Source organism: Vibrio penaeicida, assembly GCF_019977755.1.
Classification (GTDB): domain Bacteria; phylum Pseudomonadota; class Gammaproteobacteria; order Enterobacterales; family Vibrionaceae; genus Vibrio; species Vibrio penaeicida.
Map to the genome: position 1 here is coordinate 551792 of NZ_AP025145.1, position 13232 is coordinate 565023.

Sequence of the window (13232 nt, forward strand, 5' to 3'; positions counted from 1 at the left end):
CAAATAGCTATCGTTTAGTAACGTGCAGCTAACCTGTAACGCATTAACCGTTGAAGAGGTTAAATTTGCTAATAGAATAAAAAATGATGAGATGTAACTGATTTTCATGGCATTTCAAAAACGAAGCCTACGGTGAATGTCATTTTAATTCAAAAACAGCACGGTCTTTGGTTAACCGTGCTGTTTTGCGATCAGCGTTACCTTGTTCTTCGATATCAGAATTTACTTAGGGCTGGCGTCCGAAAAAGCAGATAACGCTAGGCAGTTACTTTCAATCTCGACCAGCCTTGGGTATGGCGTGAGGTCGAATTCGAAGCGGCGGGCGTTGAATACCTGGGGAACCAAAAAGATATCGGCAAGAGTGGGGCTATCGCCGCAACAAAATGCGGTGTCTGATTTAGACAGCTTCTTCTCTAATCCATCAAAGCCTTGCTGCAACCAGTGGTGATACCAAGCAAGCTTTTCTTTCTCACTTTGCGCCAATTCGCCGGTTAAATGCTTTAACACTCGAAGATTGTTAAGTGGGTGCATGTCGCACGCGACGTCGTAGGCTAGGGCACGGCACTGCGCTCGTTTGATTGGGTGCTCAGGCAATAAGGGCAGCTCTGGGTAGAGCTCATCGAGGTATTCGATGATCGCGAGCGACTGAGTAATAATGTCTCCTTGCGTTTCCAAAGAAGGCACCAAGCCAGCGGAGTTCACTTCAAGGTATTCCACACTGTTTTGGTCGCCATCCAGCAATGAAACAGGAATAGACTCGTAGTCTACCCCTTTTAAGTTCAATGCAATTCTTACTCGATAAGCCGCAGTAGAACGGACGTAATCGTATAATTTCATTAGCTCTTCCTATAAGCCACTCAACCCATATTTAATCCAATTGATATTGAGTAACTGTTTGGTCGATCTTACCGAACAAAGAGTTACCCTCTTTATCAAACATTTCAATTTCTACTCTATCGCCGTAGGTCATAAACGGCGTTAAAGGTTCACCAGAGTCGATGATTTCAAGCATGCGCTTTTCGGCCAAGCAGCATGAACCTTTACTACGATCGATGTTGGAAACTGTACCCGAACCAATGATGGTCCCTGCTGCGAGGTGGCGACTTTTTGCTACGTGCGCGACCAACTGGTGGAAGTTAAACGTCATGTCGACACCTGCTTCTGGCGATCCAAACTTTTCCCCATTGAGATGAACATGAAGCGGAAGGTGTACCTTACCGTCATTCCAAGCTGTATCCAGTTCATCTGGCGTGATTGCTACGGGAGAAAAAGCAGAAGCTGGCTTTGATTGGAAGAACCCAAACCCTTTGGCTAATTCGCTAGGAATAAGGTTACGTAACGAAACGTCGTTGACCAGCATCAGCAGTTTGATGTGTTGTTCTGCGTTTTCAGGCTGTGTACTCATTGGAACATCACCAGTAATAACGGCAATTTCGCCCTCAAAGTCACAGCCCCATTTGTCGTCGGCTAATTCGATATCGTCTCTCGGCCCTAGGAACCCGTCGGACATGCCTTGGTACATCAACGGGTCGGTCCAGAAACTCTCGGGCATGGTTGCTCCCCTTGCTTTTCGAACCAGTTCAACGTGGTTCACGTAGGCGCTGCCGTCTGCCCACTGGTAAGCGCGAGGAAGAGGCGAAGCGCAATCTTCAGGGTTGAATGGGAAGGTGGTATTCACGTTTCCAGCGTTTAACGCTTGGTAGCGTACTTCGAGTTGTTCAGAGGTATCTGCCCAGTTATCCAACGCGTGCTGGAGAGTTGGGGCAATGTCGGTCGCTAACGTTGCTTGAGATAGATCGCGCGAAACGACGATAAGATCGCCGTCTCTTCCATGCTTGAGTGATGCCAGTTTCATCCAGTGTTCTCCTATAATTTATTATGAGTATTTTTGAAATCTTACAGTCCAATACGAGCTATGTTGTTGATGTACCCTACTTTGCAGGTGTGCGCCATGAGTACACATAGTCTGGGTTTTCGACAGACGCCGCCGCTTCCGTTATGTCTAAAGGCGCTCGGGTGTCAATCATGACAGCAACTTCATCGGTTTCTTTTTTAGGATTTGCTTGGCTTGCAGCGAGCGCTTTAGGGTGCGGTCCATGTGGAAATCCGCAAGGGTGAAGCGTGATCATGCCTGCATCAATGTTGTCTCGGCTGAAAAAGTTGCCTTTGTGGTAAAACAACACTTCATCGTAGTCATCGTTATTGTGATAGAACGGCACTTTAAGGGCACCGGGATCCGATTCAATCGGACGCGGAACGAAGGTACAGATGACAAATCCATCGGCCACAAAAGTGATATGAGCGGATGGTGGCAAGTGATAACGATGGCTCATGAGTGGGCGAATGTCTCGCCAGTTTAAGCGGAAAACTGTTAGGTTGCCTTTCCAACCGACGGCATCTAGCGGATTGAAAGGGTAAGTCACGTTGTTAAGGCGATTGCGGCTTTTGATGCGAACTTTCCATTGTTCACTTGTACTTTTTTGTTGGTTAAAAGCGTCATCAATTTTGGGATGAACCAGAACTGCAGGATCAAAGATGGCGTGCTCTCCGAGTATTCCGCGTTCGGCACTCATGTATGAACTGTTGGTCGCTTCTATCATCAACATAACCACTTGCTCGTTGGTTTCTATGCGCCAAGAAGTAGAGCGGGGGATAACCAAATAATCGCCTTCACTAAAGGTCATGTGTCCATAGTCACAATACAGCGAGCCTGAACCCTGATGGATAAATAGGCATTCATCACCGTCACCGTTTCGAACCAAATGTTGCATATTGGTACTGGTTCGCCAAATTCTGACTTGTACATTGCCATTTTTCAGTAGGCACGGAGCAGATAGCGGGCACGATTCATCAGCTTCAACTTTATTGGTGTCGAAGGCGTGTGGGCGTAAATCGCCTTCCCACTCACTCCAGCCTGTAGGTGCATGCTCGTGATACATATGAGTCGCAGGACCGAAAAAACCCTCTTTCCCTACTTCTCGTTCAAATGCATTACTGGGTAAGTCGCAGTGTGCCTGAACTGAGGTTTCTCCCTCTTTCAGTGGAAAAGAAAACCATTTACGCATAACCATCTCCTTGGCTTGTCTCGTTAATATGTTCTGTCTTTGGTTAATAGTTGCAAATGAAACTAAATTAAAGATATGTTAGCCAAACGAATGCAGTAAATGCAACATTTAATTATCAATATAGTTACTTTTTTGTTGCATTTGATACTTCTGTGTGATTTATTTTTATGGCTGGTCATGATTTGACCGAATGGTTTTATCATTAAATAAAGGAATGACTGGCACTAAAAATACAATTACAAAAGAAACCAAATGGAGTTCGACATGAGGAAGTTAAACTGGGTTGCTGGCACGCTAGCAATGGTGTGTGCAAGTACGTCTTTTCCTTCAATTGCTGCTGAAAAAACACTGCTTGTGAGTTCGTGGGCATCACCAAATCATGGTATCAACAAGGTTGTTTGGCCGACTTGGGGTCAGTGGGTGAATGAAGCAACGGATGGGCGAGTAAAAATCAAAGTGGAATACAATATGGGTCCGCCACCGGCACAAGCCGATATGATTGCTGACGGCATCGGCGATGTAACTTGGTTTTTCCACGGGTTCAAACCGGGTCGATTCGAACTGACCAAGCTACCTGAGATCCCTACGTTTGATAACACATTATCCTCGGAAGACGCATCAATCGCCTATTGGCGCGTATTCGATAAATACCTTAAAAAAGGAAAAGAACACAAAGGATTAGTCGTCCTTGGTGTGGGTGTTCACGGTCCCGGTTCTATCATTACACGCAAAAAAGTCGACTCTTTCGAGGACTTAAAAGGCAAGAAAATGCGCATTGCAGGTGATGTGATGTCGACGATTGGTAAAAACATGGGGGTTGCGCCTGTCGCTCTGCCACCCACTAAAGTGTATGAAGCTCTGTCACAAGGTGTTGTGGATGGTGCCTTTTTCACACTGGAGACATTAAAGAGTTTTCGTCTTAATGAAGTCGCGCCAAATGTTGTGACATTCCCTGGCGGCTTATATCGCGGCAGTTTCAGTATTTTGATGAACCCCGATACGTTGGATGGTTTGTCCGATGAAGATCGCCAAGCTGTTTTGTCAGTATCTGGAGAAAAGCTTTCTCGCTTGTTTGGTCAAATGATGGATCAAGCCGATAAAGCAGGTGTAGAAGATACCTTGGCTAAAAATGGCAATATACAAGAAGCGTCTCCAGCCATGATAGAGCAAGCGAAGGCTTACGCTCAAGGTTTGGAAAAAGCATGGTTGAAGAAAGCCAAAAAACGTCGTATCTCCGATCCTGAAGGCGCGCTGGCTTACTATCGCGATCAAGTGAAAGCGCTAGGAGCAGAGTAATGAATCTGGTCTTCAACTTCGCGGGCGGGATTCGCCGGTGTTTGGAGGTACTGGCATCAGTGGCGTTGTTACTGATGTTGGTAATAACCGTTATTGATGTGGTGGGTCGTTACTTTTTTAATGCGCCTTTACCCGGTGGTGTTGAATTAGTGGAGATCATGCTAGCAATGGTAGTGTTCGCGGCATTTCCTTTAATAACATGGAATGAAGAGCATATCTGCGTCGATCTGCTTGATGACTGGTTTCCTAAAGCCATGGTGAGCTTACGCCAATTTGTGATTAGCTTAGGCTGTGCTTTTGCACTTGGATTGGTTGCGTGGAAAGTGTGGGGGCTCGGAACACGTTCGCTTTCGTACGAAGAAGAAACCGATATTCTGGCGATTCCACTGGGCTACGTGATGTACTTTATTTCCGTGACGGGCTGGCTTTCAATGGTAATGACTCTGTTATTAGCGGTTTTGTATCTTGCTAAAAAGGGACCCATGTACGGCAATGAAACGGAGGCAGAGCAATCATGACGGTAACTTTGATTGGTTTTGCAGCATTGCTTGCTTTAGTGCTGCTTAGAATACCTCTGGCGTATGCGATGGGGATCGTCGGGTTTGTGGGGTTTGGTGCGCTTGTTGATTACAACTGGACGGCAACATTATCCATGGCGGCTCGAAGAATCATCGATACGGGGCAAGACTACAGTTTGTCGGTCATTCCCCTCTTTGTCTTGATGGGTAACTTGGTTAATCGTGCTGGTTTATCGCAGGAGTTGTATGCCGCCAGTAACGCGTTCGTTGGGCACCGCAAAGGTGGCTTATCGATGGCGACCATTCTGGCGTGCGGTGGGTTTTCTGCCATTTGTGGTTCGAGCCTTGCAACTGCTGCGACGATGTCCAAAGTGGCGATGCCTCCCATGCGTAAATATGGCTATAAAGATAGCCTAGCAGCGGCATCCATAGCCGCAGGTGGCACTCTTGGAATCCTAATCCCTCCAAGCGTGATGCTGGTGGTGTATGGGCTACTGACAGAAACCAGTATCCGAGAACTTTTTGCAGCCGGCTTGGTCCCAGGGCTACTTGGTGTTGTACTTTATTTGGCGGCCGTTAGGTGGGCAGTACACCGCAACCCTAGTTCCGCGCCTCCAATGGAGAAAATGCCTTGGAAAGAGCGATGGGGCGCCTTGAAGGGGGTTGTTTCCACTATTGCGCTGTTTGTACTGGTAATGGGGGGAATTTACGCGGGTATCTTTACGCCAACGGAAGCCGCTGGGATTGGTGCAGCAGGGGCGCTAGTCATTGCTGGTTTGAAGAAGCAGCTTACAGTAAAAGTGCTGCATGAAGTGTTGCTGGATTCGGCGAAAACGACAGCTGTTCTGTTCAGTGTGGTGATCTCTGCTTTGATATTTTCCAACTTCATCAATCGTGCAGGGTTTACGGATGCGCTGTTATCTTTTGTCACCAGTATGGATATGACGCCATTTATGGTGTTGGCAGTGATTTTACTTATTTACATTCTACTGGGGTGTATCTTTGAAAGTATGTCGATGCTCTTACTGACTGTGCCTATTTTCTTCCCATTAGTGCAAAGTTTAGGCTTTGATTTAGTATGGTTTGGCATTCTGGTGGTGGTGGTCACAGAAATCAGCTTGATAACGCCCCCAGTGGGAATGAATGTGTTTGTATTATCTGGCGTGATGAAAGACATAAAGACCAAAACCATCTTTCGCGGTATTGTACCGTTTTGGACGGCAGACATGATTAGGCTAGTGCTTATCGCACTTATCCCAGCTTTGTCTTTAGCACTACCCAATTGGTTGTATGGTGGGTAGCCAGTAAGCAGACCCAGCTCGATTATTAAAAAGGTAAAGGTAACAAAGGACATGGAGCAATTTACGTTTTCACTGGAAGACTTTCTTCCTTATAAATTGGTTAGAACTGCTGAGCAAGTAGCCGACAGTTTGGCCGAGTTGTACCAAAAGGAATTCGGTATTACACGTCCTGAATGGCGAATACTTGCTAACCTTGGTGCACGTGAAGACGTGATTGCTCGTGACCTATCTGATGTTACGAATCTAGACAAAGTAAAGGTGTCACGAACGCTTTCTAAATTGGAAGAGAAAGGGCTGATTCAGCGAGAGAAAACCGAGAGCGATCAAAGGGCAACGCACATCCAACTGACCGAAGAAGGTCGTCGGCTATATGAAAAGATGATCCCGCGAGTGCTACAATGGGAGTCGGAAATTCTTGATGGGCTAACAGGCTCTCAATACCGTGACCTATTTCGAGCATTGGATGCGTTGAAACAATCGACAGACGTTGTTTATCAAAAGCACTCGGGTGAATAACACACCGCTATTGGTATCCATTCAAGTTAAATTCTTTTAGTAAGCGATTGTATGTTCCGTCTTTTCTCATTTGATTCAAGCCTCTGTTGAATGCATGCACGACGTCGTGTCCATCAAGAATGTTTTTGGATACCAGCAAGTAGAGTGATGATTTACTAAGAGGAGGCTGAATATAGACGACATCCTCTAACTTGCTGTGATTTAAAGAATTGGTCTCGTATTGAAATACGGCAAAAGAAATGGCAATCATGTCAACGCGTTGGCGAAAGAGCTTCCTAACGTTGAGTATTTGATTCGATGCTTCCTCTTTGGTTAAGTAATCCGCTTCATCAAACTCTTTTCCATTTGCCCAGCCTAGGCTTACACCAATTCGATATGGCGTCAGATCTTGCAACGAATCATAGCGGCTAAAACCGAGTTCTTTTAAAGCCACTAGCCCCACATCAACATCAAATATTGGGTCGCTATACAAATATTTCTCTGCGCGAGCATCTGTGTAATACCCTCCCATGACGGCATCGTATTCCCCGTTCTCCACTAAAACTAATGCACGTTTCCATGGAATAAACCGAATTGTGCTTTCGAGATCAGAACGTCGAAGCGCTTCTTGGACAATGGCTGTGACAACGCCATTTTTTTCTAGCTCAGAACTGTAGAACGGAGCCCAGTCTACGGTGACCATATTGATGGTTCGGGACTGAACGTTAAAAGACATGAGTATGAATAAGATAGGGAGTAAACGTATCATGATTTTCATTGCCAACTTCGTTATTTGTTTTTTTAAGTATAGAGCTCTTAACAGAAGTGAGAGAAAAACTAACTTGCGTTTTACAGGAGGTAAAGGTAAATCTAATGTATCAATAACCTCTGAATAGAAAGCGCATAAAGTTCAGCTTTCAGTGAATTCAATGAGCTATGCTGTTTCTTATCCAAAGCTGAGGTTGAATAAACACCATACTGGGAGGTGTGAATGCAAGATGTTCCGCACGGACTAACAAGAGGTGAGGTTACTCAACGCATTGATTGGACGGAAAACGTCTTCACGATTCAAGTGAATGCGAAAATTGAGCCGTATACCGCAGGTCAGTTTACCAAGTTAGGTTTAAAGGTTGATGACGATGACTGGGTACGTCGAGCCTATTCGATGGTCAATTCTCCCAATCAATCGCAAGGTCCCGATTTTTTGGAGTTTCTGATCATTTCAGATTCCGATGGTCAACTTTCCCCTAAACTTCACGAGTTGCAAGTTGGCGATTCCGTCTACGTAGGTAAGCAGCCATCTGGGTTTATGGTTATTGATGAAATCCCAGAGTATGCCAAGGAGCTATGGTTTCTTTCTACAGGAACCGCTGTAGGGCCATTTTTAGCCATGCTGGAAGAACATGAATCTTTCGAAAAGTTCGACAAAGTTGTGCTGGTGCATGCCGTAAGAACGTCGCAAGAACTCATTTATCAAGAAAAAATCACCTCGTACCAAGAAAGGTATCAATCTAAATTCCAATATGTGCCTGTGGTGTCGCGTGAAGACAACCCAAATGCGCTCAAAGGTCGAATTCCTGAATTGCTTTTAAATGGTGAGTTGCTTGAAATAACTGGGCTGAATTTGGATTCTAATAAGAGTTTCTTTTATCTGTGTGGTAACCCAGCAATGGTTAAAGATACGCAAGAAACTTTGAAAAAACTGGGCTTTGATAAACACTTGCGCCGTAAGCCCGGGCATTTTAGTTTTGAAAATTACTGGTAAGCCAACGTTGTAGAATGTGGCTAAGGATAGCGTATGAACATTAATCGGTTAAAAGCTGCTGAAGAAGATTTCTTAATTCGAGTACCGGGTGGATTTAATAGCCCTGAAATGATCGAGATCGGTAAAAAGCACAAGATGGATCAAATGATCACTCAGACCCAAGACGCATTCAGTGAAGAGAAGTTCACGGATGCGCAAGGTGCGGCAGAGATGATGACGAAACTGGTCAGCCGATCGTCGATGGTTTCTATGTTTGAAAAGCCTAAATTCCGTGATTATGTAAAAGGTATGACGCATCAGGAAAGGGAAGGGTTAGCTTACTCCTTAAAAGATATGTTGCATGGCGACCAAGAGTACGGATTCAACACCATGCTTGATTTACTGCGACCAGCGAAATTAGCTAAGTGGTCTCTAGTCACCATTCTCCCTAACTATTATGCCCCGTTAGACGAAGTTTTCGTTAAACCGACAACAGCCAAAGGGGTGATCAAGTTTTTTGAATTGAACAACCTTGAATACAAACCGTCACCGACATGGGCTTTTTATCAAGAGTATCGCGCGCAAATTTTAGAAATGCGCAAACACGTTAGCCAAGATCTTTCCCCAAATAATGCAGCGTTTTGTGGGTTTCTCATGATGACGATGTCTCCCGAATAGCCATAAGTGAAAGCGTCCGGATTAGCGAGCGAAAATATCGGGTGACAAATCAACCTGCTCGCAGAGCTCTGGGATGCTATTAATCTCAATCCAGTGACCAGTTTCTTTAATTAACCCACTCTCTTTTAACCGAGTTAAGGTTCTGGATAACGTTTCCGGTGTCATACCCAATTGAGTTGCCATCAACTTTTTAGAAACCGGAAGAGGGACTTTACCATCGTATTTTTCGGCTTCTTGGCGGTACACCTCTGCCAATTTCATGACTAACCGTTGAGGTGCACTGACTTGGGTCAGGATATCCACCGTATTCATCAATTGATGTATTCGATTTCCCATGAATTGCATGGTTCGAATGGATATTTCCGGTGTGCTACTAAAGATTCGAGAAACATCTGAATGGTGAAATCGCGATAGGGTAGAATCTTGATCCAAGCGAGCACTCATCGGGTAAGTTCTTGGCTCCATGAACATGGCCATTTCCGCAATCCACCCACCAGACATAAAAACTTTGAACAGCTTTTCATCGCCATTTGGCATCAATCGAAACAACGACACCTTGCCTTTTTCTACACGATACATGTGTGTAGCAGGGTCACCTCGGTGAAATAGATTTTTCCCTGAGGGGTAATGTTTTTCTACTCTACAAGATAGAAGCTGTGCTTTTTCTTCCTCATTAAGCAAAGAGATTATGGATTCCTTCATCAATACTTCCTCATCTTGATAATGGTCAAGCGCTGAAATTCTTTAGTAACTTTATCATGTAAATAAGAATCATTACCTACACGAGCATCAATCAGCAAAACTGTGTGCCTGAAAAAATGCTTGTGAGTAGGTTGCAAACTAGGAGACGTCGTTATGGACGGACGAAGCCCCGCATTTCAGTGGATTGCCAGCGTAACCTTCGGATTTATGCTTATTTCTATCATAGTTTTTGCTTAGGGTCTGTGTGCCTTTTAAACAATTGAGCCTAGAAAGACCAACATATACCAGCAATACATAGAGACCAGTAGCACTTAGAGACCAGCAACACTTGGAGAATAGTATGTCAGATAATAAGGCTATGCCGGGTGAAAATAGATCGGTTGCTAAAATGCCTGGGCATTGGGTTCTAGCAAGGTTAGGTAAGAAAGTCTTGCGACCCGGTGGAAAGGCGTTAACCGAAAAAATGATCCATGCACTGAAAATAGATGAGCAAGATTCTGTGGTGGAGTTTGCGCCAGGTATGGGGTTCACTGCACAGCTTTGCTTGGCGAGATCGCCTTTAACCTACACTGCAATTGAGCAAAATGAACAAGCCGCTAACATCGTTCGTCAGTATTTAAACTCTGAGAGTCAGACTTGTGTTGTTGGAAATGCTCAGGAAACGGGGTTAGAGGAAGCAACGGCATCGGTTGTGTATGGTGAAGCGATGCTTACTATGCAGCCGGAGGTAAAAAAAGCCGATATTATTGGTGAGGCATCACGTATTTTGAAAGTGGGTGGTCGCTATGGCATTCATGAGCTGTGTATCGTCCCTGATGATATTGACGAGAAGATAAAACGCCAAATCCAAAAGGATATCGCGCTAGCGATTCAAGCACCGGCAAAGCCTATAACCCCAAGTGAATGGGCTACACACTTACAACAAAATGGGTTTGAAGTACAAACCACTCATCTCGCACCTATGCACTTACTAGAACCCAAAAGAATGGTGGATGATGAAGGCTTTTTAGGTTTCTTGAGGGTGGTTAAAAACCTACTCATTGACAGAGAAGCACGCACCCGTGTGATTGGGATGAGAAAAGTTTTCCGCAAGCACCGAAAACACCTCGGTGCCATTAGCTTGGTTGCGGAAAAGCGGAGTTACGAAAACGTTTAGTAAAAAAGAAACGGGCTACTTGGGTATATCACCCGTCGTAAAGTTCGGTCTCTGGGTAAAAAGCTTGCCATGCAAACCAAAACACCATCACTGATGGGACAAGTTCGCCATTTTCGTCTTTCACCTGAGGGTGTCTTGCGTCTTTTTGGTAACTCACGGTTAATTTTTTCGAGCCTATCGTATCTTCAAAATGAGGGTTTCCTTCGAGCTCAGAAACTGGGTACGCCTTGGCTTTTCCATCGACAATGACACCTACCACCCAGTCCTTTTGAGGTAGCTCATTCCTGTTTTCTGGTACTGGAAACATCGGCGCGTCCGACGCAAAATATCGCGCATATGCCTGACCAAAATAGTCTCGTTTGTATCCCGTATCTAGAGATAGTACTTCGCCATTTGGGTTGGCTGCTTGCCATGCGTTCCACGTCATGTGTTTTGAAGGCATCCAAGTTAAGCGCTTTCCAGTCTCTAAACCACTGACGGAAGTGAGACCGAGTTGCGTCCATAGCGATTCAGTTTCTCTGTCGTACATGAGGACGTCACTTCGATAGAGCAATCCAGACACACCAAACGTTTTAGCCTTACCATCTACTCGTGCATCGAACACCATGCCAGTTCCACAAAGTGGGCAGTAAGTGACGGTAAATGGTGTGTTCTTGATGCGATCGTTAACGATCTCGTGCCAAACCAAAATCCGCGTTGGATACGCTCTGGCAACGCCATTCACTTCCACACCTATGACAATGTCATCTTTTTGTAAATAGTCGACTTTGCTCGCAGGGATGAATTTTGGTTGATCGATTGACGGTATTCCATCCCGTGGCGGTCCCCCGTGCAGAATCTCACTGGAATCAATAGTTGCTCCGGCTAACTCAAAGCCATTCAATGAAAGGGAATATGCTTGAAAACTTAACAATAACAAGCATGTATATAACAATCCATTACGTCTATAAAGCCTCATAACCGTATCCTTTACGCTATTTCATCAAACTAGATAGACCGTACAAATGACGGTGAAATTTCGTGATTTTTCCTATTGATAATTACTCTCAATTCGATTATTTTGCCCGCCATTGTGATGTTATACAGTTACAGTTTAATCAGTAAAAGCTAATTAAAAAAGCTGACTCGGTAAAAAATTAATCAAAAAAACGCTTTGGAGAATAATAATGAAAAGACGTTTGTTAAAGGCTATAGGTGTGCTGTCGGTTGCAATTGGCAGCATGAGCAGTGCGGTGGCAGATATTCACTTTAAAGATGTGATTGGCCGTGATGTTCACCTTGAAAAACCAGCCGAAAGTATATTCCTCGGTTTTTATTTTGAAGACTACTTGGCAATTGCGGGACCAGATGCTTACAAGAAAGTGTCCATTTTCCCTCGCCACTCATGGAAAGACTACCGTTTATCTCAGTGGGAAACGTACAGCAAAATCATCCCAGAGATCGAAACCATTACAGATTCAGGATCCATTTATACGGGAACCTTTGATTTTGAAAAATTACTAGCGACTAAGCCAGATGTCGCTTTAGTAGCTGCGTGGCAGTATAAATCACTTGGCGACAAAGTTGAGATTCTGGAAAAAAGCGGCATCAAAGTTGTGGTCGTTGATTTCAACGCTCAGACACTTGAAAAGCACGTCACCAGCGCGCGTGTTATTGGCAAAGTAATGGGTACAGAAGAGCGCGCCGAAGCCATCGCTACTGAGTATGAAAATACCGTCAAAGATGTACAAAACCGCGTTGCAAAGTATCTGAAAAGTAACGAGCCACGCCGTGTTTATGTAGAAATTGGTACCGGTGGTCCAAACGAGTACGGTAAATCATACTCGAACGCGATGTGGGGGAATATCCTGAACATGGCGGGTGCTGATAACATTGCTAACGGTAAATTCAAAGGCTCTGCACACCTAACGCCAGAATACGTATTGAGCAAAAACCCAGAAGTTATTTTTGTTTCAGGTGCGCACTGGGCGAAATACAGCGACAGCGCTTTACTCGGCTTTGGCACTACGGCGCAAGAAGCCCAATCACGTTACCGCCCATATCTAGAAAGAGCGGGTTGGAAGCAGCTAACTGCAGTGAAAAATGGTGATGTTTACGGCATGTACCATTCCGGAACACGTACGATTTACGATCATGTTTTCTTGCAGTATTTGGCGAAGTCAATTTACCCAGAAGCGTTTAAAGACATTGACCCTGTTAAGTCTCACCAATCTTTCTTCGACAATTACATGCCGCAGAAACTGGACGGTACTTTCATGATCAAAGTAGAAGGCTAAT

The 13232-nt window shown here is 44.8% G+C and carries 14 protein-coding genes; 8 read left to right on the top strand and 6 right to left on the bottom strand.

Annotation, left to right across the window (positions count from 1 at the left end; all coding sequences use genetic code 11):
- Window positions 1-222: 222 nt before the first annotated feature.
- From maiA to LDO37_RS20830, 3 genes are all read right to left on the bottom strand, one after another.
- On the bottom strand, window positions 223-837 hold the full coding sequence (maiA, locus tag LDO37_RS20820) for a maleylacetoacetate isomerase (protein ID WP_126610163.1): 615 nt from the start codon (window positions 835-837) through the stop codon (window positions 223-225).
- A 31-nt stretch (window positions 838-868) separates the two neighbouring features.
- Window positions 869-1855: a fumarylacetoacetate hydrolase family protein gene (locus tag LDO37_RS20825; RefSeq protein ID WP_126610164.1), complete on the bottom strand. Its 987-nt coding sequence runs from the start codon at window positions 1853-1855 to the stop codon at window positions 869-871.
- Between the two features lie 76 nt (window positions 1856-1931).
- The gene (locus LDO37_RS20830; RefSeq protein WP_126610165.1) at window positions 1932-3065 is read right to left on the bottom strand and encodes a homogentisate 1,2-dioxygenase; all 1134 of its coding nucleotides are present in this window, start codon (window positions 3063-3065) and stop codon (window positions 1932-1934) included.
- A gap of 264 nt (window positions 3066-3329) precedes the next feature.
- Here LDO37_RS20830 and LDO37_RS20835 point away from each other — a divergent pair, with 264 nt between their 5' ends.
- From LDO37_RS20835 to LDO37_RS20850, 4 genes are read left to right on the top strand one after another with little or no spacing between them, the layout of a single operon-like run.
- The gene (locus LDO37_RS20835; RefSeq protein WP_101110589.1) at window positions 3330-4361 is read left to right on the top strand and encodes a TRAP transporter substrate-binding protein; all 1032 of its coding nucleotides are present in this window, start codon (window positions 3330-3332) and stop codon (window positions 4359-4361) included.
- Window positions 4361-4879, top strand: a complete 519-nt coding sequence (locus tag LDO37_RS20840) for a TRAP transporter small permease (RefSeq protein WP_126610166.1) — start codon at window positions 4361-4363, stop codon at window positions 4877-4879. Before LDO37_RS20835 ends, LDO37_RS20840 begins: the two co-directional genes overlap by 1 nt.
- Entirely contained in the window at window positions 4876-6180 is a 1305-nt protein-coding gene (locus tag LDO37_RS20845; RefSeq protein ID WP_126610167.1) for a TRAP transporter large permease, read from the top strand. Before LDO37_RS20840 ends, LDO37_RS20845 begins: the two co-directional genes overlap by 4 nt.
- Before the next feature lie 51 nt (window positions 6181-6231).
- Entirely contained in the window at window positions 6232-6696 is a 465-nt protein-coding gene (locus tag LDO37_RS20850; RefSeq protein ID WP_126610168.1) for a MarR family winged helix-turn-helix transcriptional regulator, read from the top strand.
- Window positions 6697-6703: 7 nt separating this feature from the next.
- On the opposite strand, the gene LDO37_RS20855 is transcribed toward LDO37_RS20850, so the two are convergent.
- Window positions 6704-7453 carry a substrate-binding periplasmic protein gene (locus LDO37_RS20855; protein ID WP_224055800.1) on the bottom strand — a complete coding sequence of 250 codons (750 nt, stop codon included), beginning with the start codon at window positions 7451-7453 and terminating at the stop codon, window positions 6704-6706.
- Window positions 7454-7666: 213 nt separating this feature from the next.
- Here LDO37_RS20855 and LDO37_RS20860 point away from each other — a divergent pair, with 213 nt between their 5' ends.
- Together LDO37_RS20860 and LDO37_RS20865 are read left to right on the top strand one after the other, a co-directional pair.
- On the top strand, window positions 7667-8440 hold the full coding sequence (locus tag LDO37_RS20860) for a ferredoxin--NADP reductase (RefSeq protein ID WP_224056078.1): 774 nt from the start codon (window positions 7667-7669) through the stop codon (window positions 8438-8440).
- Window positions 8441-8473: 33 nt separating this feature from the next.
- Complete coding sequence (locus tag LDO37_RS20865; protein ID WP_126606611.1) at window positions 8474-9097, top strand: hypothetical protein; 624 nt, start codon at window positions 8474-8476, stop codon at window positions 9095-9097.
- Between the two features lie 21 nt (window positions 9098-9118).
- On the opposite strand, the gene LDO37_RS20870 is transcribed toward LDO37_RS20865, so the two are convergent.
- Window positions 9119-9799: a Crp/Fnr family transcriptional regulator gene (locus LDO37_RS20870; protein ID WP_126606612.1), complete on the bottom strand. Its 681-nt coding sequence runs from the start codon at window positions 9797-9799 to the stop codon at window positions 9119-9121.
- 340 nt (window positions 9800-10139) lie between these two features.
- On the opposite strand from LDO37_RS20870, the gene LDO37_RS20875 reads away from it, so the two are divergent.
- Window positions 10140-10955, top strand: a complete 816-nt coding sequence (locus tag LDO37_RS20875; protein WP_126606613.1) for a class I SAM-dependent methyltransferase — start codon at window positions 10140-10142, stop codon at window positions 10953-10955.
- A 28-nt stretch (window positions 10956-10983) separates the two neighbouring features.
- On the opposite strand, the gene LDO37_RS20880 is transcribed toward LDO37_RS20875, so the two are convergent.
- Window positions 10984-11913, bottom strand: a complete 930-nt coding sequence (locus LDO37_RS20880; protein WP_126606614.1) for a DUF3179 domain-containing protein — start codon at window positions 11911-11913, stop codon at window positions 10984-10986.
- Between the two features lie 208 nt (window positions 11914-12121).
- Here LDO37_RS20880 and LDO37_RS20885 point away from each other — a divergent pair, with 208 nt between their 5' ends.
- Entirely contained in the window at window positions 12122-13231 is a 1110-nt protein-coding gene (locus LDO37_RS20885; protein WP_126606615.1) for an ABC transporter substrate-binding protein, read from the top strand.
- Window position 13232 lies beyond the last annotated feature (1 nt).